Below are 21,477 nucleotides of genomic sequence, written 5' to 3'. Positions count from 1 at the left end.
TCAGGCGTGCCATGGGAAGCGGGAGAAGTCGGCCGGGCGCTTCTCCAGGAACGAGTCCCGGCCCTCCACGGCCTCCTCGGCCATGTAGGCCAGCCGGGTGGTCTCCCCGGCGAACAGCTGCTGACCGACCAGCCCGTCGTCGATCAGGTTGAACGAGTACTTGAGCATCCGCTGGGCGGTCGGGCTCTTGGCCACGATCCGGCGTCCCCAGTCGAGTGCGGTGGCCTCCAGCTCGGCGTGCGGCACGACCCGGTTGACCATGCCCATCCGGTGGGCCTCCTCGGCCGAGTACTCCTCGCCGAGGAAGAAGACCTCCCGGGCGAACTTCTGCCCGACCTGGCGGGCCAGGTAGGCCGAGCCGAACCCGCCGTCGAAGCTGCCGACGTCGGCGTCGGTCTGCTTGAACCGGGCGTGCTCGGCGCTGGCCAGGGTGAGGTCGGCGACCACGTGCAGGCTGTGCCCACCACCGGCCGCCCAGCCCGGGACGACGCAGACGACGACCTTCGGCATGAACCGGATGAGCCGCTGCACCTCCAGGATGTGCAGCCGCCCGTTCGCGCCGTCGCCGGCCTCGTAGCCGTACTTGCCGCGCACCCGCTGGTCACCGCCGGAGCAGAACGCCCAGCCGCCGTCCTTCTCGCTCGGGCCGTTGCCGGTCAGCAGCACGCAGCCGACGTCGGTGGCCAGCCGGGCGTGCTCGAAGACGGCGAGCAACTGGTCGACCGTCTGCGGGCGGAAGGCGTTGCGCACCTCGGGCCGGTCGAGCGCGATCCGCACGACCCCGGCGTCGACGGCACGGTGGTAGGTGACGTCGGTCAGCTGCTCGAAGCCCTCGACCGGCCGCCAGGCGGTGGGGTCGAAGATCTCGGAGACGTCGGCGCGGGCACTCACGAGCCCGAACCTAGCTGCCCGGCCCTGCCCCCGCCTCGCCGACCAGGTGCCCCCCGGCGCCTGGTGCTCTGCTCACCACGAGTGAGCAGAGCACAAGTGCCACCGGACTGGTCTGATGGCGGCATGGAACTCCGGGTCGGGACGCTGAACCTCGCCTCCGGCCGGGACGGCGCCGGGCGCTCGCTCGACGCCGCCGGGCTGCGGGCCGCGGTCGCCGGGGTGGACGCCGACGTCCTCGCCGTCCAGGAGGTGGACGTCGGCCAGCCGCGCTCGCACGGTGTCGACCAGCCGGCCGAGGTGGCCGCCGGGCTGGGCGCCGCCGACTGGCGGTTCGCCGCGGCCGTCGCCGGCACTCCCGACCCCTTCCGCAGCTGGACGCCGGTCGACCCGCCGGTGCTGCGCGGATCGTGGGAGACGTTGACCGGTCCGCACTACGGGATCGCGTTGGTCAGCCGACTGCCCGTGCAGCGCTGGTCGGTGCTCGCGCTGGGCGCCGGGCGGGCGAGGCTCCCGCTGCGGGCCACCGATCCGCACACCGGGCAGCTGCGCCGGTGGTGGTTCCCGGACGAGCCGCGGCTGGCGATCGCGGCCGAGCTGGAGCACTGCACCGTCGTCTGCACCCACCTCTCGTTCGCGCCGCACACCGCGTTGCGCCAGCTGACCCGGCTGCGCCGGTGGTGCGCCCAGCTGCCCGGCCCGGTCGTGCTGGCCGGCGACCTGAACCTCGTCGGTCCGCTGCCGGCCCGGGTGTTCGGCGCGCCGCGGCTGGTCCGCGAGCTCAGCTACCCCGCGCCGGCCCCCCGGGTGCAGTTCGACCACGTCCTCGGCCCGGCCGGCCTGGACCCGCAGCGCCCCGAGGTCCGACAGCTGCCGCTCGGCGACCACCGGCTGGTCACCGTCACCGTCACCGTCGGCTGAGCGCCCGCCGCACGGATGGCCGACGACCCCGCCCGTCGTCAGCCCCTCATGGCGGCTTTCTGTGGCTCGCGGGGGCGGTCGGGGGTCGCCGGCAGCCACCGGTCGGCCGCCCAGTAGAGCAGCAGGAACATCAGCGCCAGGAGCACGACGAAGGCGGTGTTCCGCAGCGCGATCGTGAGACCCAGGTCGCGGGCGTCGAGGAAGAAGTAGGGGTACCAGCGGCTCTGCGCGCCGTGCCACATCGTCCAGCCGATCCAAGCCACCGGGAAGACCATCGCCCAGGCGACCGTGCCACCGGTGATCCGCGGCCGCGGCCCGAAGACCAGCCAGCCGACCACCATGGCCAGCGGTGACAGGTAGTGCAGCACCAGGTTCGTCCACACGGTCACGCCGGTGGGGTCGACGGTCGGCGAGAGCAGGACCGAGAAGACCAACCCGGTGACCGTGATGGCCAGCAGGGCGTCGAGCAGCAGCACCCGCCAGAGCCGGCCGGAACGCACCGGGTCGATCGCCAAGGACGTCGCCGCGGCCAGCACGAGCACGTTGCTCACGACGGTGAACAGGCTCAGCCACCGGATCAGCTCCGTCACCACGGTGGTGCGGCCGCCCGCCGTCTCGATCAGGGTGCGCGTCAGGGACGTCGCGAGGCACGCCCCGACGACGAGGGCCAGCACCGTCCAGTGGACCCGGGCCGCGGTCTGCCGTCCGGTCATGGGGCGTCGGAGCCGGTCAACGTGCGCACGAGCACCGGCAGGGCAGCGGCGAGCCCCGGGTGGAGCACCGGCAACGCGTCCAGCGGGAACCAGCCGACGCCCGCGCTCTCCTCGTTCAGTGCGAGGTCGTCGGGCTCGAGGGCGGCGGCGGGCGTGGCCAGGACGGTGGTGTAGACCCAGCCGCCGTGGTCGTCGACGGACTCCACGCCCAGGACGACGTCCGCCGGGCGCAACCCGAGCTCCTCGCCGGCCTCGCGCAGCGCGCCGTCGGCCGGGGACTCCTGCGGGTGCAGCGCACCGCCCGGGGTGCCCCAGGTGCCGCCGTGGTGCGACCACTCGACCCGCAACTGCAGGAGCAGCTCGATCCCGGCGGCGCCCGGCCGGTGCAGCAGCAGGCCGGCCGCGCCGGCCAGCCCCCAGTGCCGGTGGCCCAGGGCGCAGGTCGTCCAGCCATCCGTCGGGGAGCGCACACCGACAGTGTGCCGTGGGGCGCGACCGCGCCGCTCCGGCAGCCCGCCGACGAGGACCTCCCCGCCCGCTCGGCGCCGGCGCGGCGGGCAGGATGACGCCATGGAGACCGTGCAACTGCGCCGATACGTGCTGGAACCGGGCCGGATGGCCGACTTCCTGGCCTGGTTCCCGACCCTGCTGCCGGTGCGCGAACAGTACGGCTTCCGGGTGCTGTTCGCCCTGGCCGACGAGGAGCACCAGACGTTCACCTGGGCCGTCGCACACGACGGCGACCAGGACGAGTTCCGCCGGGTGGAGGACGTCTACCACCACTCCCCCGAGCGGGCCCAGGTGTTCGAGACGTTCCCGGCGTGCGTCACCGACAAGGAGATCGGCTTCGCCACCTCCGCGATCTGAGTCCCGGGCGACAGAGATGGCCGTCTCTGTCGCCCGGGGTGTTCAGTGGCCGCCGCCCTCGCAGCACTGGTGCGGGCTCTCGATCTCGAACGGCTGGAGCACGCCCCCGGCCGCTCGCTCGACCAGCAGAGCCAGCCGACCGCCGGAGAACTGCGGCCGCAGGAACCCGTTCGGCCCGGTGTCCACGACGTCGGTGCCGGTGGGCTCCACGCCGATCCCGACGACCTGGTCGATTGCGGTGGCAGCGATCAGGTCGGCCACGGAGAGCCGCCCGGTGACCGAGGCCGAGCCCGGGAAGCGGATCGCCCGACCGGCGTCACCGGCCCCGGCCTCGAGCAGCGCCGTCCGGGCCGGGCCGACGATCTCGGCCTCGTCGGTGTCCGCGGCCACCACCGGGCCGGCCAGCGCCCGGGCCAGCGCCGACCGGGTCGCCGCCGGGTCGGCGGGCTCCCCGGTCAGCCGGACCGAGACGCCGATCCGGGCCGCCGGGGCGGAGCTGCCCACATGGGTGCAGACCAGCTCCGCCTCGGCTCCCGAGCCGGACAGCGCCTCGTCGACCGCCGCCAGGAGGTGGGCGTCGGCGATCTGGTCGTCCACCGGCGCCCCGCCCCACCAGACCGCCGTCAGCGAGGTGGTCATCAGACGGCGTCGACGAAGACCGGGTTGGCGTAGAACCAGAGGTCCTCCCACGGGTTCGCGTCCCCGACGACGTCCATGGGCGGGTTGCCGTTGGCGTCCAGCTGGTTGCCATCGCTGCCCCGCAGGCGCACGTAGAAGGACCGCTCCACGTTCGTGAACGTGTGCTCGAACGTCCACTGCGCCCGGCCGCGACCGACCTCGAAGGTCTTGGCCACGGCGGTCTCCGGGGCGGTGAACCGGTCCCGGTCGCTCGCCTCGCCGGTGACCGGGCCGCTGATCAGGTCGACCTTGGCCAGCTTGGGCACGTCGCCGTTGGCGTTGGCGCCACCGGCCACCTTGACCGTGATGGTCACCGTGACGTCACCACCGCGGCGCACCCAGGTGCGGCCGCCGAGCGTGGCGCCCTGCGGGTCGCCGTCCTTCGCCGAGCGGACCCGCACGTCGAGGGCCTCGATGATCCGGCCGTGCACGGCCACGACCTTGCCGGCCTGCAGGCCCTGCATGATCCCGACGTAGGAGCGGGAGTCCGACCCCACCAGGGTGCTGCTGTACTGGCCCGGCCAGAAGTCGCCGTACTGGGTGATCGGGCGGCCGGTGTCGACCGCGTCGCCCTTGGTGCCGTTGGCGTTGAAGTCCAGCGGCCCCTGGATGCGGGTGTCCCGGAAGACCCGGTGCGAGTCCGACGTCGCGGTGACCCACCAGGGCTTGCCCTCGGCCAGCAGCGAGTCCCAGAGGCCACCGACGGTGGCGGTCATCCAGTCGAAGCCACCGAAGGTGCGGTAGGACTCCGGCGGGTACGCCAGGAAGCGGGTGGGGTTGGTGCCGGCGTTGTCGTAGTAGCCGCGGCCGCTGCCGGGACCGCCCTGCGACGTCGGGATGCCGGCGGCCTGGTGACCGGGCGCGCCCTCCATGCCCACGGCGACCTGCGGGGCGGCGTCCCGCCAGTTGCGCAGCTCGTGCGGGCTGTCGATGCCCTGCCGGCTCGGGTGGTTGGCGAACATCAGCGCGATCTCGGTGCGCCGGTTGCGCACCTGGTTGTCCAGGTACTTCAGCGCGTCGATGGCGTAGGGCTCCACGTCGCCGGTCACGCCCTTGGCCGCCAGCGCGCTGCCGTCGTAGCCGGCCTCGAAGGCCTTCAGGATGTCGACGGTCGCGCTGCCCGGGGGCAGCATGACCGTGGCGTGCTCGGCGCCCGGGATGTTCCACTCCAGGCCCTGGTAGATCATCGTGCCCGCGTACTGCCGGCGGACCTTCTCGATCTCCGGGGTGATCTTGTCGATCGAGAGCTTCTGGTGCGCGACGCCACCGTGGTCGGTGATGACCATCCAGTCCAGGCCGTACTGCCGGCCCTTGATGACCTGCGTCGCCACGTCGTACTGCGCGTCCGGCGAGTACTTGGTGTGGATGTGGTGGTCGCCGGCGTAGTACCGGGTGCGCCCGGTCCAGGCGTTCGCCGTCGTCCCGGCGCCGGCGGCAGCTGCGACCCCCTGGCCCACGCCGGTGACGGCGCTGCCCAGCCCGGCAGCGGCACCGGCCACGACCGCGGTGGTCGCCAGGAAGGCGCGACGCGACACCGACAACGGGTCGTCGGCCTGCGGGTCGGCCCAGGTGCCCTCCACGCCGGAGACCGCACCGTGCGAGTGGCCGTGGTCGTGGTCGTGGTGGTGGGGGTGGTCGTGGTCGTGGCTCATCGAGGCGCTCCCGCATAGTCCGTGCTGCATCTGTCGCGGGAACTCTCCGTCGCCGGTGCAGACCAACGGGTGACACCAAGACGATCATCGGGAGAACTCCGGGAGTCCGGTAGCGCGCCGTACCTCAGCCCTCGGCCGGGCCTTCGGCCAGGGTGCGGCTGATCGCTCGGGCGGCGGCCCGGACGCCGGGCGCCATCGGCCGGACGGCGGCCGGAGAGCTGCCCCGCACCACGATCGACAGCGCCGCGACCACCTCGCCGCGGGCGGAGATCGGCGCAGCCACCGAGACCGCGTCGTCGGTCACCTGCCGGTCGCTGACCGCCACCCCGGCACGACGGACCTCGGCCAGGACCCGGCGCAGCTGCACCGGGTCGGTGATCGTCTGCGCGGTGTACCGGCGCAGCGGCGCGGCCAGCACCTGCTCCTGCACCTCGGCCGGTGCGTGCGCGAGCAGCACCAGCCCGACGCCGGTCGGCGGCAGCGCGAAGCGACCCCCGACCTCGGTGTAGACCGCGACCGCGTCCCGGGCGGCGAACCGCTCGACGAAGACCACCTCGACGCCGTCCCGGACCGCCAGCTGGACGTTCTCGTGGGTCACCTCGTAGAGGTCCTCCATGAACGGCAGGGCCGCCTCCCGCAGGCCCAGACCGCGCGGCGCCAGCGCGCCGAGCTCCCACAGCCGCAACCCCACCCGGTACCGGCCGTCCGGGTCGCGCTCGAGCCCACCCCAGCTGCAGAGCTCGGCGATCAGCCGGTGCGCGGTCGACAACGGGACGTCGGTGGCGCGGGCGATCTCGGAGAGGGTCAGCGCGCGCCGGTCCCGGGTGAACGCGTCGAGGACGGCGAGCAGCTTGCTGCCCGCCGTCCGCCGCACCGCCGGCCCGGCCGGGCTCAGAGCTCCAGGACCAGCTTGGGACACGCGGCTCGGGAGACGCAGATGAACATCGTGTCGTTCGCCGCCTGCTCCTCCGGGGTCAGCAGCGAGTCGCGGTGGTCGACGGTCCCCTCCAGCACTCCGGTCTCGCACGTGCCGCACGTCCCCTCCTGGCACGAGGAGAGGACCGGGATGCCCGCCTCCTCCACGACCTGCAGGATCGACTTGTCCGGCGGGACGGTCAGCGTCGCGCCCGACAGCGTCAGCTCGACGTCGAAGTCGCCGCTGAGCACCCGCTCGCCCTGCTCCTTCGGGGCGAATCGTTCCACGTGCAGCGCCCCGGGCGGCCAGTCGGCGCAGCGCTGTTCCACCGCGGCCAGCAGCGGCTCGGGGCCGCAGCAGTACACCTTCGTGTCCGGCTGCGGGGTGCCCAGGATGCGGTCGAGGTCGATCAGCCCCACCTCGTCCTGCGGGTGCAGCGTGACCCGCAGGCCGTGCCCGGTCTTCGCCTCCAGCGCCTGCAGCGCCTCGAGGAAGGCCATCGACGTCCGGGTGCGCCCGCCGTAGTGGAACTCCCAGGTGGCGCCGGCCTCCTCGGCGGCGGCGGCCATCGGCAGGATCGGGGTGATGCCGATGCCCCCGGCGAGGAACACGTACCGCGGGGCGGGCACCAGCTCGAAGTGGTTCCGCGGCCCCCGGACGTCGACCTCCGCGCCCTCCTGCACCTGGTCGTGCACCAGCGCCGAGCCACCCCGGCCGGCGGGCTCCCGGAGCACCCCGATCTGCCAGACCGCCCGGTCGTGCGGGTCGCCGCACAGCGAGTACTGCCGGGTCAGCCCGCCGGGCAGCAGCAGGTCGATGTGCGCGCCGGGCGACCAGGCCGGCAGGTCGGCCCCGGTCGGGTCGCGCAGTTCGAGCACGACGACGCCCTCGGCGCCCGTCGTCCGCCGGGCCACCTGCAGCCGCAGGTCGACCTCGTCATGGGTGCTGTGCACTGCTCTCCTCGTCGTGGCACGGCGAGGCACAGGAGGCTCTTCACCCACTCTCGGCCGAGAAACTGGGTGGATGGCTTCCTGTGCCTGTCGCGGAAGGGGGCTGTCGCGGAAGGGGCGTCAGGCGGGGACGGGGGTCCGGCGGGTGATCGTCAACGGGTCGGTCACCAGGTGGGCCGGGGGTACTGGCAGCGGGCCCGTTGCCGGGGGCTCGGTCGGGCCGTCCGCCGGGTGGTCGGGGTGGGCCAGCAGCCACTCCCACATCTCCACCGGGTCCGACGCCTCGGCCTCCGCGCCGCAGTGGCACAGGCCGCGCAGGCGGTCGGAGCCGGGCAGCCAGTTCACCCGCAGCACCCGCTCCCCCTCGAGCACCTGGCGCGGCGCGGGCAGCTCCGGCTGTTGCCGGGTGACCGACCCATCGCGCGGCGTGGGGACGCCGGTCACCGGGTGGCCGCCGCGGGGGTGCGGGCCGGCGGGGTGGCCGGTGCCTGCTCGCCGGCGCCCTCGGCCGCGAGCCGGGCAATGATCCGCCGGGCGGCCAGGCCACCGGTGTCGATGTTGATGGAGAGCTCCTGGTAGCCGTCCGGCTCGCCGGTCAGCACCTTCTCCAGCACGTCGAGCGCGACGACGTCCTGCAGGACGACGGTGCGGTTGCTCTCCCGCAGGAACTCCGACACCCCCTCGTCGTCCAGGGCGAAGTCGCGGGCAACGGCCCAGAAGTCGTGCGTGGTCGACTCCGTCTCCGGGGTGATCGCGTAGACCACCTCGACGTGGAAGGCGTCCGGGTCGGTGCCGTCGTCGTTCGGCAGCACCCCGACCGGGGCGATCCGGCTGTGCAGCTTGTACAGGCAGGGCGGGGTGAACTCGATGTCCTGCCAGCGGGTGATCCGGCCGGTGATGCCGGTGCTCTTGGCGTAGAACGGCGGGCACTCCGCGTCGGCCATGTGCCGGCTGACGTAGACGACCCCGGCGGCGTCGTCGACCTCGGTGGTGATCGGGGTGTTCGCCACCTCCGGCGTCCCGATGTACCCGCCGTGCAGGTAGGTCTCGTGCGAGAGGTCCATCAGGTTGTCCACCAGCAGGCTGGCCCGCGCGGCGAGCGGCTCCATGCCGCTGACCGTCGTCCAGCCGTCCTGGGCCAGCCACGGTGCCCGCGGGATCGTGGCGCCCTCCGCCTTCTCGGCGTCGCCGATGAACACCCAGACGAAGCTGTCCTGCTCCACCACCGGGTAGCTCTTCAGCCGGGCGGTGCGCGGCACCCGGGTCTGGCCGGGCACGGCCACACAGCCGCCGTCGGCGCCGTAGGTGAAGCCGTGGTACCCGCAGACGACGGTGTCGCCGACCAGGTGGCTGGGCTCCTGGGAGAGCGGGAACCGGCGGTGCACGCAGCGGTCGCTCATCGCGGTGACCTCGCCGGCCTCTGTCCGCCAGAAGAGGATCGACTCCCCGCAGATCGTGCGGCTGAACAGCTCGCGGCCCACCTCGCGGCCGTAGGCGGCCACGTACCACTGGTTCCGGACGATCGACGTCATGGTCTTCCTCCCGCTGGTGTCCTCTTCGACTCCCCCAGCGTGACGGCAGTCACGGTGGAGAGCAGCACTCCTTCCGCCTCACGGAAGCCCGTCGCTGCCCCGTCCCGGCGGGCCGGCGAACGCCTGCGCCACGTCGAGCCACGCGTCGGCGTCCGGCCCGACGGCGACGAGGGACAGGGCGGCCCGGGGACGGCGCTGGACCACCCGCAGGCAGAAGTCCAGCAGTGGCCCGGTGACCGACTGCGCGGCGTCCGGCGGGCCCTCGGTCCAGCGCGAGCCGTCCGCACGGGTCAGCTCCACCCGGATTGGGGCCGTCGGCGCCGGGCGGCCGTGCGCGGCGAAGGCGAACGCCCGGGTGCGCACGCCGAGGTGGGCGACGTGGTCGAGCCGGGCGGAGGGGCAGGGCGTGCGGCCGAGGGCGTCCCCGACGTCCACGCCGTGCGCCCAGGTCTCCATCAGCCGGGCCGTGGCCATCGACGCCGCGCTCATCGGCGGGCCGAACCAGGGCAGCCGGGTGCCGTCGGGCACGGCCGCGAGGGCCTGGGCGAGGGCCACCCGGCCGGTCCGCCACCGGGCCAGCAGGACCGCGGGCGGGTCGGCCGCCCCCTCCTCGGCCCCGCGCAGCACGGCGTCGGCCGGCTCCCCGGCCGCCCGGACGGCGAACGCGGCGGGGTCCGCGGCGGCCAGCAGGGCGACCTCGTCGGTCCAGGCCAGGTGGGCGACCTGGTGGGCGACGGTCCACCCGGCCGCCGGGGTGGGGCGGGCCCAGTCCGCGAGCGCGAGCGTGCCGAGGAGCTCCTCCAGCGCGGCGCCCTCGGCGGCCAGGTCGGCCAGCAAGCCGCTCCTCACGACGGCTCGGCGGCGAGCCGCCGGAGCTCGGCGCGCTGCACCTTGGCCGAGGCGGTCATCGGCAGCTCGTCCACGACCCGCCACGAGCGCGGCACCTTGAACGGCGACAGCCGCTCCCGGCAGTGCGCGGTCAGCTCGTCCGGGTGCGGGTCGCGGCCGCCCGCCGGGACGACGAAGGCCACCACCAGCTCTCCCCACCGTTCGTCCGGCACCCCGACCACGGCGGCCCGGGCGACGTCCGAGTGCTCGGCCAGCACCTCCTCGACCTCGACCGGGGACACGTTCTCCCCGCCGGTCTTGATCATGTCCTTGAGCCGGCCGACGACCCGGCAGGCACCACCGGCGTCCATCTCGGCCAGGTCGCCGGTGTGCAGCCAGCCGTCGGCGTCGATGGCCGCGGCGGTCGCGGCCGGGTCGTCCAGGTAGCCGCGGGTGATCCGCTCGCCGCGCACCCACAGCTCCCCCGGCGTCCCGGGCGGCACGGCGTCGCCGTCCGGACCGGCGATCCGCACGTCAGTGCCGGCCAGGGGCGCCCCGACGGTCTCCCGGCGCACCGGATCGGGGTCGGTCGGCGCGGTCTGCAGCACCGCACCGCAGGTCTCGGTCATGCCGAAGGTGATCGACAGCCGCGCGTCGAACACCTGCTCCACCCGGTCGACGAAGGCCGGCGTCACCGTCATCCCGCCGGTGAACAGCACCCGCAGGTCGGGCAGCCCGGGCGGGCCCTGGGCGGCCAGCAGGTCCAGCAGGGTGGGGGCGGCCGACAGCATGGTCACCCGGCGATCGGCCAGCGCCTGCAGCACCGGTCCCGGCGCGAACGGCAGGACGACGTGCTCGGCCCGGGCCCACAACGCCCCGACCACCCCGAGCACGTTGCCCGCGGTGTGGAACAGCGGCATCGGGTTGCACCAGGTCCGGCCGGCGGTGGGCCCCAGCCGCTCGGCGAAGGCGTGCCCGGTGACGACCATGGCGCGGTGGGTGATCCGCACGCCCTTGGCCCGGCCGGTGGTGCCGGAGGTGAACTGCACCTGGGCGAGGCTCTCGGGGTCGACGACCGGCAGCTCCCCCGGCACGGCCTCCGGCAGGGCGGCCCGCCAGTCGGCGCCGACCCGGACGACCTCGACGCCGGCGACGGCCGCACAGAGGTCCGCCACCGGGTTGCCGGCGACGTCCTCGGCGGCGAAGACGCAGGCCGCGCCGGAGAGCCGGAGCGCGTGTTCGAGCTCGGCGGGCCGGGACCGGGGGTTGACCGGCACAAGGGTCATCCCGGCCAGGGCGACGCCCAGTTGCAGCAGCACCGGCGCCGGCCCGTTGCCCAGGCACGTGGCGATCCGGGCACCGGGGGCCCGGTCGCGGAGCAGCCCGGCGGCCACCGCCCGGGCGTCGGCCAGCAGCTGTGCCGCCGTCCAGGTCTCGCCGGTGGCCGGCGTGCTCAGCAGCAGGTCCTCGGGTCCCTCCCGGACCGCCCGGGAGAGGACGTCGCCGAGCACGCCCTCCCCCGGGTCGACGCCCGGCGACCGCAGCTCGCTCACCGCCAGCGCCGGCACCGCTCAGCCCCCGTAGGAGAAGGACTCCGCGCTGGGGCCGCTGAACTCCTCCAGCAGCGCCAGGCCGGCCTCGGCGTCGGCGTCCACCTTGGAGACGTAGACGGTCGTGGTGGGCGACTGCCCGGGCTGGGAGTAGTCCAGCCCGTCGGGCAGCAGACCGTCGGTGTCCACCGACGAGCTCTCCTGCAGCGCGGCGACGACGCCCTCCGGGGTCAGCTCCCCGGACTCGCAGGCGCCCTCGAGCGCCTGCCGGAGCAGCTCGCCCTGGACGTAGGCCAGCGGGACCTCCCAGCCCACGTCACCGTCGGGGGCGACGGAGGCATAGAGCTCGTTGGCGGCCTGGACACCCGGGGCGTCCGAGGCGTACGGCGCCACGCTGGTGATGCTGTAGGCGTTGGCCAGCAGCGCGTCCGCGACCGGGCTGCCCAGCAGCGAGGGGTTGAACGTCGGGTTCATCCCGACGATCGGGATGTCGGCCCCCTGGGTGGCCAGCACCCCGGCCAGCGAGGCGAGCTGGGTGGGCGCGGCGGCGAGCACGACGCCGGCCACGTCGGCCTGGACCAGCGCCGAGGCCTGCGCGGACAGGTCGGTGGTCTGCGAGGTGATCTCCTGGGCGACGATCTCCACACCCCGCTCCTCCGCGGCGTGCTCGGCCCCCGCCAGGGCGTCCCCGCCGTAGTCCCCGGCGAAGTAGACGACGCCGATGCGGCCGCCCTCGGGCACCCCGAGCTCGTCGACCAGGTAGTCGACGGCGTTGGCGGCCTCGACGGCATAGCTGGCACCGGGGAGCTGGTTGTTCTCGTACTGCAGCGCGGAGCCGGTCCACCCGACGCCGCCGACGTACACGTCGTCCTGCTCGGCGAGCGGCAGCACGGCCGCGCTGGTCGGGCCGCCGAGGACCTGCTGCAGGGCGATGACGTCCGGCGCCATGCTCCGGTAGAGGGTGACCGCGCGCTGGGGGTCGTAGCCGTGGTCCTGCACGTCGACCACGACGTCCCGGTCGCAGACCCCGCCGTCGGCGTTGACCTGGTCCCAGTAGGCGTTGGTCTGGGTGACCTGCACCGCGGCGCCGGCGGCGAACGGCCCCGACAGGTCGGTGAGCATGCCGACGGTGATCTCGGAGTCGGTGACCCCGCTGCCGGTGGTCACGTCACCCTCCCCACCGCCGCCCTCGCCCGACGCGTTCGGGTCCGTGGTGCTGCAGGCGGCCAGCGAGAGCATCGTGACGGCCGCGGCGGTCAGCGCACAGGTGCGGGGCAGGTGCTTCATCGGGTGGTCTCCTTCGACCGGGGGTGGGTGACCGCGGCCGGGTGGCTGCCGTCTGGGGTGCTGGGGTCGGTGGTGCCGGAGGCTGGGGCGGTGCGGCCGGTGGGTCCGGGACCGGAGGTGTCCGGGTCGGTGGTGCCGGCGTCGCCGGAGGGACCGCCGCCCCCGAGCCGGTGCCGGAGTCGACGACCGGCGCCGGCGAGGCCGCCGCGGAGGAAGACCAGGACGGCGATGATCGCCAGCCCGTAGACGATCCGGGAGGCCGTCGAGGGGTCCAGGCCGCCCGAACCGGGGGCGGCGAGGAAGGGCAGCGCCGAGCTGTACTCGGCCAGCACGAGCGGCAGCGCGGTCACGAACAGCGCGCCGACGACCGCGCCGGCCACCGAGCCCAGCCCGCCCAGGACGATCATCACCAGGAAGTCGACCGACGCGGTCAGGGAGAAGACGTCCGGCGCGACCCGCCCGTAGGCGAGTGCCAGCATCGCGCCGGCGGTCCCGGCGTAGGCGGAGGAGACGACGAAGGCCGCCGCCTTCGCCCGGGCCACCCCGATGCCCATGGCGGCTGCCGCCGTCTCGGAGTCACGGACGTTGGCCCAGGCCCGGCCGGTGCGGCTCGCGCGCAGGTTCCCGGCCAGCCAGCAGGCCACGACCGCGAGCAGGAGGAAGAGGTACCAGAGCCGGTGCAGCCCCTCGAACTCCACGCCGCCCACGGCGAGGTAGTCGGGGTCGGAGTTGCTGAAGCTGAACCCGCCGAGCGCGAAGGACTCGACCGACCGGCCGGTGAACCCACCGGTCCAGTCGGTGAGGTTGAGCAGCAGGTGCCGGACGATGAAGACCAGCCCCAGGGTGGCCAGCCCCAGGTAGATGCCCCGCAGCCGGCCGGCCACCGGCGAGAAGGCCGCCCCCACCCCCGCGGCGACGAGCGCGGCCAGCGCCAAGCCCACCGCCGGCGGCAGGCCGGCGCCGGTGACCGACGTCGTCGTCTCCCCGGTGGACCAGGCGTACACGTAGGCGCCGATCGCGGCGAAGGCCGCGTGCCCCAGTGACAGCTGACCGGCGACGCCGACCAGCAGGGTGAGCCCGACCGCGCCGATGGCCGCGGCCATCACGAACAGCCCGGTCTGCAGCCAGAAGTCGTTCAGCACCAGGGGCAGCGCGAGGGCGACGACGAGGAGCGCGAGACCGCCGAGCCGACGGAGGAGATCAGACACGGACGGCCTCCTTGCTGCCCAGCAGGCCCGAGGGCCGCACGAGCAGGACGACGATCATGACCACGTACGGCGCGACCTCGCCGAATCCGGTGCCCAGGAAGTGCTCGAGGTCGCCCTCGTAGCCGGTGACCAGGGCACTGGTGAGCCCGATGAGCAGGCCGCCGACGACGGCGCCGGGCACCGAGTCGAACCCGCCGAGCACCCACGCCGGGATCGCCGCGAAGGCGCTGAGCGCGACCGTCGGGGCGACGCCTGGCGAGGGGAAGGAGGTGAGGAAGACGCCGGCGACCGCGGCGAGCACCCCGGCCAGCGCCCAGCCGGTGGCCGCGGTGCGGGACAGCCGGATGCCCATCAGCGAGGCGGTCGGGCCGTCGGCGGCGGCGGCGCGCATGCCCACACCGAGGTCGGTGCGGGAGAAGAGGTACCAGAGGGCGGCGAACGCGACCACCGTCACCCCGGCCGCCACCACCCGTCCGGTGGGCAGCGCGATCTCGCCGAAGCGGACCACCGAGGCCCCCCACGGCGCGCCGACCGGGAGCACCTGGTTGCCGATCCGCCGGGTCAGCTCGGTGAGCAGCACGATGTCCACCCCGAGCATGAGGATGGCCGCGGCCCCGGGGGTGGGATCGGCCAGGTTGCGCACCAGGAGTGCGTTGATCAGCACCCCGACCAGCGCCGCACCGAACAGCGCCACCAGCATCGCGGGCCAGAAGCCGATCGTCGGGTGCAGGACCGCGACCAGGTAGGCGCCCAGCAGCACGATCGAGCCGTGCGCGAAGTTCAGCACCCCGGTCGAGGTGAAGACGATGGCGAACCCGGCGGCGATCAGGCTCAGCACCAGCCCGTAGGACAGGCCGTTGAGGACCTGGGTGAGGAAGTAGCTCATCTCGGGGTCTCCGCTCCGCTGCCGTTCACGCTGCCGACGCCCCGAGGTAGGCCCGGAGCACCTCGGGGTCGCGCTGGACCTCGGCCGGGGTGCCCTCGGCGATCTTCTTGCCGAAGTCGAGGACGGTGACCTGCTCGGCCAGCCCCATCACGAAGGGCATGTCGTGCTCGACGAGCAGGACCGACAGCCCCAGGTCCCGGCGCACCTGGCGGATGGTCTCGGCCATCTCCTGCGACTCCCCGTGGGTCATGCCGGCGACCGGCTCGTCCAGCAGCAGCAGGGACGGGCGGGCGGCCAGGGCCCGGCCCATCTCGACGCGCTTGCGGTTGCCGTAGGACAGGCTGTGCACGGGCACCTGCAGCAGCGGGCCCAGGCCGAGGAGGTCGGCGATGTCGCGCACGGTCGACCGGTGGGCGCGCTCCTCGCGGCGGGCCCCGGGCGTGCGCAGGGCACTGGCCAGGACGCCGGAGCGCATCAACCGGTGCCGGCCGACCAGCAGGTTGTCCTCGACGGTGTCCTCGAGGGCCAACGAGATGTTCTGGAAGGTCCGCGCGACGCCCAGCCCGGCGGTCCGGTGGGAGGGCAGCGCGGTCAGCTCGTCCTCGCCGTAGGTCACCCGCCCCTCGGTGGCCCGGTAGGCGCCGCCGAGCACGTTGATGCAGGTGGACTTGCCCGCCCCGTTCGGCCCGATCAGCGCGTGGACGGTGCCGGGCTCGATGGCGAAGGAGACCTCGGACAGCGCGGCGATGCCGCCGAACCGCACGGTCAGCCCTTCGACGGCGAGCCGTTTGGGCGCCTCGGCAGTCGGGATCCCCGGCTCGGTGACGACGACGGCCGCGGGACGCTCCGGCGCGGTGGCCCCCAGGTAGCGCTGCCGGACGTCGTCGCTGGCCGCGAGCTCGTCGGCGCTGCCGGACGCGGTCACGTGCCCCACCTCGAGCACGTAGGCCCGGTCGGCGACCCGCAGGCCCATCACCGCGTTCTGCTCGATGAGGAGGACGGCGGTGCCCTGGGCGTTGATCGTGGTGACGATCTCGCCGATCTGGTCGACCAGCAGCGGGGCGAGGCCGAGCGAGGGCTCGTCCAGCAGCAGCAGCTGCGGGGAGGTCATCAGCGCCCGGCCCATCGCCAGCATCTGCTGCTGGCCGCCGGACAGCAGCCCGCCGAGCTGGGTGCGGCGCTCGGCGAGCACCGGGAAGAGGTCGAAGACCCGGTCCCGGGCCTCGTCCCGGGCCTTGGCGTCGCGGACGGTGAACCCGCCGGCGCGCAGGTTCTCCTCCACGGTGAGGTCCCGGAAGACGCGGCGCCCCTCGGGCACCTGGACCAACCCGCGCCGGACCACCGTGGAGGTGTCCAGCCCGGCGAGGTCCACGCCCTGGTAGCGGATCGTCCCGCCGGTGACCGCGCCGCCGTAGGAGCCCAGGGCCCGGGAGACCGCTCGCAGCAGCGACGTCTTCCCCGCACCGTTGGAGCCCAGGACGGCGACGACCGACCCGGCCGCGACCTCCAGCGACACGTCGCGCAATGCCTGGACTGCGCCGTCGTAGGCGACGTCGAGGTGCTCGACGCTCAGCAGCGGTTCGGCCATCGAAGTCCTTCCTGGTCGCTCCCGAGAGGGACGAGCTGCGCTCGCCCGACGTGGTCGGTGTCACACGAAAGCTAGAGAGGGTCTCGACGCGCGTCAAGGAGTTGTCTAGCTTTGTCCCCGAGTCGCCGTCCGGTGGCTCGGACGGGGGGTACCTGTGGAGGCGACTGCCGACGTGGGCACAGTGGAGGCGACTGCGGACGTGGGACCTGTGGAGGCGCCTGCGGACGTGGACGCAGCGGGGAGCCCCCAGGCGGCTCCGGCCCCGGCCGACCGCGGGGCGGACGGGCCGCACCGGCCCCAGTCGTTGCTGCTGGGCTTCCTCGGCGGTTTCGTGCAGGGCCGGGAGACGCCCCCGCTGCCGGCGGTGGTGTTGCTCGACCTGCTCGGGGAGCTCGGCGTCACCGAGGCCGCGGCCCGCGCCACGCTCAAGCGGATGACCCACCGCGGCCTGCTGGAGCGGTCGCAGGTGGGGCGGACCGCGCGCTACCAGCTGACTGCCCTGAGCGAGGGAGTGCTGAGCCGGGCCGGCCGGCGGGTCGACTCCCCGACCCCGTTCGAGCACTCGGAGGGCAGCTGGACGCTGCTGAGCTACTCGATGCCGGAGAGCCTCCGCGACCTCCGGCACCGGGTGCGCTCCCGGTTGGCGTGGGCGGGCTTCGGCGGGCTGCGCGACGGGCTGTGGATCGCCCCGGGCACGGTCGACGTCGCCGAGGTGTTCGCCGAGGCCGGCCTCGAGGACGCCACCGGGCTGGCCGACTGGTTCGCGGCCCAGCCGCTGCCGGGCACCGACGTCGACGGGCTGGTGCACCGGGCCTGGGACGTCCCGGCCGTGCTCGCCGCGCACCAGCTCTTCCTCCAGGCGTGGGCCGCACCGCCGGAGGACCTCAGCGAGCTGGGGCGGGCCACCCTGCTCATCGCCGACTGGCTCCGGCTGCTGGGCACCGACCCCGGGCTCCCCGCGCGCCACCTCGGCCCGGACTGGCCGGCCGCCCGCAGCACCGACCTCTACCGGCGGACGTTCGCCGGCCTCCGGCCCGGGGCCGAGGCCGCCCTGACCCGGGCGGTCCGCGCCGCTCCCGGCCCGTGACCCCACCCACCCACCGATCCCCCCAACCGTCGCCAGCACGGCGTCGAACGAAGGAGCACTCATGGACCTGACCGGCAAGGTCGCCGTCGTCACCGGATCCGGGCGGGGCCTCGGCCTCGCCTACGCCACCGAACTCGCCCGCTGCGGGGCCGCCGTCGTCGTCAACGACGTCGACCCCGACGTCGCCGAGGCCGCCGTGCAGTCGATCACCGACGCCGGGGGCACCGCCGTCGCCGAGGTCGTCGCCGTCGGCAGCAGCGAGGCCGCCCAGGCCCTGGTCGACCGGGCGGTGGACGAGTTCGGCCGGCTGGACGTGCTGGTCAACAACGCCGGCATCCTGCGCGACACCACCGTGTGGAAGATGACCGACGAGCAGTTCGACGCCGTCCTGACCACGCACCTGCGCGGCACCTTCACCTGCACCCGGGCTGCCGCGGTGCGGATGCGCGAGCAGGGCGAGGGCGGCCGGATCATCTGCATCGGCTCCCCCACCGGCCAGGTCGGCAACTTCGGCCAGACCAACTACGCCGCCGCCAAGGCCGGGATCGTCGGCATGGTCCGCACCTGGGCGATGGAGCTGGCCCGGGCCGAGATCACCGTCAACGCCGTCGTCCCGGTCGCCGCCACCGCGATGACCGAGACGGTGCCCTTCCTCAAGCCCTACGTCGACGCGCTTGCCGCCGGCGACCCGCTGCCGGCCTTCGCCCGCCAGGAGCTGGGCTTCGGCAGCCCCCAGGACGCCGCCGGCCTGGTCGCCTTCCTCGCCTCCGACGCCGCCAGCGGCATCACCGGGCAGGCCGTGGGGATCGGCGGTGACCGGCTCGCCCTGTGGACCCACCCGACCGAGGTGGTCGTGGAGTTCGCCGACGGCACCGGCTGGTCGCCGGACGCCATCGCCGAGGCGTGGCCGGAGAAGTTCGCGTCGTCCCAGCAGACGGTGGGCCAGCAGCTGCCGGAGCCCCCGAAGTGACGGGGCTGGACCTCGACTCCCTGGTCGCCATCGACGTGCACACCCACGTGCACGCCGACCAGCACGGGCACCTGGCGCTGGACGACGAGCTCAACGCCGCCGCCAGCAAGTACTTCAAGGGCGACCCGTACGACCCGACGGTCCCCGACATCGCCGCGGACTACCGGGACAAGAAGATGGCCGCGGTCGTCTTCACCGTCGACGCCGAGGCGGCCACCGGGCAGATGACACTGTCCAACGAGGAGATCGCCGACCTCGCCGCGCAGCACCCCGACGTGCTGATCCCGTTCGGCTCGATCGACCCGGCGCGCGGGGTGGCCGGCATCCGCGCCGCCCGCCGGCTGGTGGAGTCCCACGGCGTGCGGGGGTTCAAGTTCCACCCCAGCCTGCAGGACTTCCTGCCCAACGACCGCGCGGTGTACCCGCTGTACGAGGAGCTGCAGAGCCTCGGCGTCCCCGCGCTGTTCCACACCGGGCAGACCGGGATCGGCGCCGGGCTGCCCGGCGGCCGCGGGATCAAGCTGCGCTACTCCGACCCGATGCTGCTGGACGACGTCGCGGCCGACTTCCCGGGCCTGACGATCATCATGGCGCATCCGTCGGTGCCCTGGCAGGACGCCGCGATCTCGGTGGCCACCCACAAGGCCAACGTCTACATCGACCTCTCCGGCTGGTCACCGAAGTACTTCCCGCCGCAGCTGGTCCGCGCCGCGAACACGATGTTGAAGCGCAAGGTGCTCTTCGGCTCGGACTACCCGCTGCTGCGCCCCGAGCGCTGGATCCGCGACTTCGAGGCCCTGGAGATCAAGGACGAGGTCCGGCCGCTGATCATGAAGGAGAACGCGATCGTGGCCCTGGGGTTGCGGTGAGGAACGCCGGACTGGGCTCCTGGCCCGAGCGCCGGCTGCGGAGCTCCCCGCACAAGCCGGCGCTCTGGTTCGAGGGGACGACGACGACGCACGGCGAGTTCGCGGTGCGGGTCCGGCGGGCCGCGAGCGCACTGGCCGGGCTCGGGGTGCAGCGCGGCGACCGGGTGGCCTGGTTCGGCGCGAACCACCCCGCCGGGCTGGAGATGCTGTACGCCTGCGGCCAGCTGGGCGCGATCTGGGTGCCGGTGAACGCCCGGCTCACCCCGCCCGAGGCGCAGTACGTGCTCGAGCACTCCGGTGCGTCCTTGGTCGTGCACGGCCGGGAGCACGGGACGACGGCGGACACCCTGCGCGCGGCCCTGCCCGCCGTCCGGCACTGGGTGGCCGCCGAACCGCCGCTGGCCGGCGGCGCCGACTCGCTGGACTGGGCGGGGCTGCTGGCGGAGGCCGAGCCGGTGCAGCGGGACGAGCCGGTCACCCTCGACGACATCTGTCTGATCATGTACACCTCCGGGACCACCGGGCGGCCCAAGGGCGCGGTGCTGACCCACGGGAACATGACCTGGTCGTGCATGAGCCAGGTGCTGGGCTTCGACTTCACGCCGGACGAACGGACCCTGGCCCTGGCCCCGCTGTTCCACATCGGCGGGCTGAACGGGACGCTCAACCCGACCCTGCTGCGCGGCGGGTGCGTCGTGCTGGTGCGGGGGTTCGACCCGCCGTCGACGCTCGCGGTCATCGCCGAGCAACGGGTGACGTCGTTCTTCGCCGTCCCCACAATGCTCGACGCACTCAGCCGCCAGCCCGACTTCGGCACCCTCGACCTGTCGGCGCTGCGCACCATCGGCGCCGCCGGGGCGCCACTGCCCCTGCCGCTGCTGCGCACCTGGCTGGAGCGCGGGGTGACCGTGCAGCAGGCCTACGGGATGACCGAGTCCGCACCCGCCGGCACGGCCCTGGACAGCGCGGACGCGGTGGCCAAGGTCGGGTCGGCCGGGAAGTCGCAGTTCTTCACCGACGTGCGGGTGGTCCGGCCGGACGGGACCGAGTGCCCGCCGGGGGAGGTCGGCGAGATCGTGGTGTCCGGGCCGAACGTCATGGCCGGGTACTGGAACGCGCCCGAGGCCACCGCGGCCGCGATCGTCGACGGCTGGTACCACTCCGGGGACGCCGGTTCCACCGACGAGGACGGCTACCTCTACATCCGCGACCGGTACAAGGACATGATCATCTCGGGCGGGGAGAACGTGTACCCGGCCGAGGTCGAGTCGGTGATGCTGGAGCTCCCCGAGGTGCAGGAGGTCGCGGTGATCGGCAAGCCCGACCCGCACTGGGGCGAGGTCGGCCTGGCCGTCGTCGTCCCCGCGCCCGGGGCCCCCCGCGACGCGGACGCGCTCCGCGCCGCGCTGCGGGAACGGCTCGCCGGGTTCAAGGTGCCCAAGGAGGTCCGCTACGTGGACGAGCTGCCCAAGACCGCGACCGGCAAGATCCGCAAGCCGGACCTGCGACGTACGTACGTGCCAACCGAGGAGGACGCATGACCACCACCACCACGATCGCCGAACTGCCCGCGCTGAAGGGCCAGGAGCTGGGCACCAGCGACTGGCACGAGGTGACCCAGGAAGCGGTCAACCTGTTCGCCGACGCCACCGGTGACCACCAGTGGATCCACGTCGACGTGGAGCGGGCCAAGGCCGAGAGCCCGTTCGGCGGCCCGATCGCCCACGGCTACCTGACCCTGTCGCTGCTCGTGCCGCTGGTCACCCAGACCTACACGATCACCGACGCGAAGATGGGCGTGAACTACGGGCTGAACAAGGTCCGGTTCCCCGCGCCGGTGCCGGTCGGCTCCAAGGTCCGGGCCCACGTGACGCTCAAGGACGTGGAGGAGGTCGCCGGCGGGCTGCAGAACACCTTCGCCGTCACCATCGAGCGCGAGGGCGGCGACAAGCCGGTCTGCATCGCCGAGTGGGTCACCCGCGCCTACGCCGGCTGATCCCCCAGGCACAGGTACCTCTTCACCCGGTCCGCGGGGCTGAACTGGGTGAAGAGGTACCTGTGCCGCTCACCGGGCGGGGTGGTGCATA

Annotated in this window: 21 protein-coding genes and 1 pseudogene; 7 read left to right on the top strand and 15 right to left on the bottom strand. The window is 74.0% G+C overall.

The window, feature by feature from the left end; translation table 11 throughout:
- On the bottom strand, positions 1-891 hold the full coding sequence (locus O2W20_RS11690; RefSeq protein ID WP_269159499.1) for a 1,4-dihydroxy-2-naphthoyl-CoA synthase: 891 nt from the start codon (positions 889-891) through the stop codon (positions 1-3).
- A gap of 123 nt (positions 892-1,014) precedes the next feature.
- On the opposite strand from O2W20_RS11690, the gene O2W20_RS11685 reads away from it, so the two are divergent.
- The gene (locus tag O2W20_RS11685; protein WP_269172452.1) at positions 1,015-1,809 is read left to right on the top strand and encodes an endonuclease/exonuclease/phosphatase family protein; all 795 of its coding nucleotides are present in this window, start codon (positions 1,015-1,017) and stop codon (positions 1,807-1,809) included.
- Positions 1,810-1,847: 38 nt separating this feature from the next.
- Here O2W20_RS11685 and O2W20_RS11680 read toward each other — a convergent pair whose 3' ends face one another.
- Positions 1,848-2,522, bottom strand: a complete 675-nt coding sequence (locus O2W20_RS11680) for a Pr6Pr family membrane protein (protein ID WP_269172453.1) — start codon at positions 2,520-2,522, stop codon at positions 1,848-1,850.
- A complete protein-coding gene (locus O2W20_RS11675; protein ID WP_269172454.1) occupies positions 2,519-2,992 on the bottom strand; it encodes an NUDIX domain-containing protein in 474 nt (157 codons plus the stop codon). The genes O2W20_RS11680 and O2W20_RS11675 overlap by 4 nt, the downstream gene beginning before the upstream one ends.
- 100 nt (positions 2,993-3,092) lie before the next feature.
- Here O2W20_RS11675 and O2W20_RS11670 point away from each other — a divergent pair, with 100 nt between their 5' ends.
- Complete coding sequence (locus tag O2W20_RS11670) at positions 3,093-3,389, top strand: hypothetical protein (RefSeq protein ID WP_269172455.1); 297 nt, start codon at positions 3,093-3,095, stop codon at positions 3,387-3,389.
- A 42-nt stretch (positions 3,390-3,431) separates the two neighbouring features.
- Here O2W20_RS11670 and O2W20_RS11665 read toward each other — a convergent pair whose 3' ends face one another.
- The 12 genes and pseudogenes from O2W20_RS11665 to O2W20_RS22790 form a co-directional block, all read right to left on the bottom strand.
- Positions 3,432-4,028 carry a hypothetical protein gene (locus tag O2W20_RS11665; protein ID WP_269172456.1) on the bottom strand — a complete coding sequence of 199 codons (597 nt, stop codon included), beginning with the start codon at positions 4,026-4,028 and terminating at the stop codon, positions 3,432-3,434.
- Positions 4,028-5,719 (bottom strand): PHP domain-containing protein, encoded by a 1,692-nt coding sequence (locus tag O2W20_RS11660; protein ID WP_269172457.1) that lies wholly within the window; start codon positions 5,717-5,719, stop codon positions 4,028-4,030. The genes O2W20_RS11665 and O2W20_RS11660 overlap by 1 nt, the downstream gene beginning before the upstream one ends.
- A gap of 124 nt (positions 5,720-5,843) precedes the next feature.
- Positions 5,844-6,593, bottom strand: coding sequence for an IclR family transcriptional regulator (locus O2W20_RS11655; RefSeq protein ID WP_269172458.1), 750 nt, complete (start codon positions 6,591-6,593; stop codon positions 5,844-5,846).
- 17 nt (positions 6,594-6,610) lie between these two features.
- Positions 6,611-7,645, bottom strand: a pseudogene (locus tag O2W20_RS11650) (PDR/VanB family oxidoreductase); the annotation flags it as partial.
- Between the two features lie 60 nt (positions 7,646-7,705).
- Complete coding sequence (locus O2W20_RS11645; protein ID WP_269172460.1) at positions 7,706-8,029, bottom strand: hypothetical protein; 324 nt, start codon at positions 8,027-8,029, stop codon at positions 7,706-7,708.
- Positions 8,026-9,117 carry an aromatic ring-hydroxylating dioxygenase subunit alpha gene (locus O2W20_RS11640; RefSeq protein WP_269172461.1) on the bottom strand — a complete coding sequence of 364 codons (1,092 nt, stop codon included), beginning with the start codon at positions 9,115-9,117 and terminating at the stop codon, positions 8,026-8,028. Before O2W20_RS11640 ends, O2W20_RS11645 begins: the two co-directional genes overlap by 4 nt.
- 78 nt (positions 9,118-9,195) lie before the next feature.
- Entirely contained in the window at positions 9,196-9,966 is a 771-nt protein-coding gene (locus tag O2W20_RS11635; RefSeq protein WP_269172462.1) for a TIGR03084 family metal-binding protein, read from the bottom strand.
- A complete protein-coding gene (locus O2W20_RS11630) occupies positions 9,963-11,498 on the bottom strand; it encodes a class I adenylate-forming enzyme family protein (RefSeq protein WP_269172463.1) in 1,536 nt (511 codons plus the stop codon). Before O2W20_RS11630 ends, O2W20_RS11635 begins: the two co-directional genes overlap by 4 nt.
- Before the next feature lie 18 nt (positions 11,499-11,516).
- Complete coding sequence (locus O2W20_RS11625; protein WP_269172464.1) at positions 11,517-12,782, bottom strand: ABC transporter substrate-binding protein; 1,266 nt, start codon at positions 12,780-12,782, stop codon at positions 11,517-11,519.
- Positions 12,779-13,990: a branched-chain amino acid ABC transporter permease gene (locus O2W20_RS11620; protein ID WP_269172465.1), complete on the bottom strand. Its 1,212-nt coding sequence runs from the start codon at positions 13,988-13,990 to the stop codon at positions 12,779-12,781. Before O2W20_RS11620 ends, O2W20_RS11625 begins: the two co-directional genes overlap by 4 nt.
- The gene (locus tag O2W20_RS11615) at positions 13,983-14,876 is read right to left on the bottom strand and encodes a branched-chain amino acid ABC transporter permease (protein ID WP_269172466.1); all 894 of its coding nucleotides are present in this window, start codon (positions 14,874-14,876) and stop codon (positions 13,983-13,985) included. Before O2W20_RS11615 ends, O2W20_RS11620 begins: the two co-directional genes overlap by 8 nt.
- A 25-nt stretch (positions 14,877-14,901) precedes the next feature.
- Complete coding sequence (locus O2W20_RS22790; protein WP_269172467.1) at positions 14,902-16,464, bottom strand: ATP-binding cassette domain-containing protein; 1,563 nt, start codon at positions 16,462-16,464, stop codon at positions 14,902-14,904.
- 226 nt (positions 16,465-16,690) lie between these two features.
- Between O2W20_RS22790 and O2W20_RS11605 the strand changes: the two genes are divergently transcribed.
- The 5 genes from O2W20_RS11605 (at position 16,691) to O2W20_RS11585 (ending at position 21,386) form a co-directional block, all read left to right on the top strand.
- On the top strand, positions 16,691-17,551 hold the full coding sequence (locus O2W20_RS11605; RefSeq protein ID WP_269172468.1) for a PaaX family transcriptional regulator: 861 nt from the start codon (positions 16,691-16,693) through the stop codon (positions 17,549-17,551).
- Between the two features lie 61 nt (positions 17,552-17,612).
- Positions 17,613-18,521 (top strand): SDR family NAD(P)-dependent oxidoreductase, encoded by a 909-nt coding sequence (locus O2W20_RS11600; RefSeq protein WP_269172469.1) that lies wholly within the window; start codon positions 17,613-17,615, stop codon positions 18,519-18,521.
- 5 nt (positions 18,522-18,526) lie between these two features.
- A complete protein-coding gene (locus O2W20_RS11595) occupies positions 18,527-19,390 on the top strand; it encodes an amidohydrolase family protein (RefSeq protein ID WP_269172641.1) in 864 nt (287 codons plus the stop codon).
- Positions 19,387-20,931, top strand: coding sequence for an acyl-CoA synthetase (locus O2W20_RS11590; RefSeq protein WP_269172470.1), 1,545 nt, complete (start codon positions 19,387-19,389; stop codon positions 20,929-20,931). The genes O2W20_RS11595 and O2W20_RS11590 overlap by 4 nt, the downstream gene beginning before the upstream one ends.
- Complete coding sequence (locus O2W20_RS11585; protein WP_269172471.1) at positions 20,928-21,386, top strand: MaoC family dehydratase; 459 nt, start codon at positions 20,928-20,930, stop codon at positions 21,384-21,386. The genes O2W20_RS11590 and O2W20_RS11585 overlap by 4 nt, the downstream gene beginning before the upstream one ends.
- Positions 21,387-21,477 lie beyond the last annotated feature (91 nt).

Source organism: Modestobacter sp. VKM Ac-2982 (genome assembly GCF_026967935.1).
GTDB lineage: Bacteria > Actinomycetota > Actinomycetes > Mycobacteriales > Geodermatophilaceae > Modestobacter.
The sequence above is the reverse complement of the archived record's forward strand: the minus strand, read 5'-3'. Positions and strand labels throughout refer to the sequence as shown.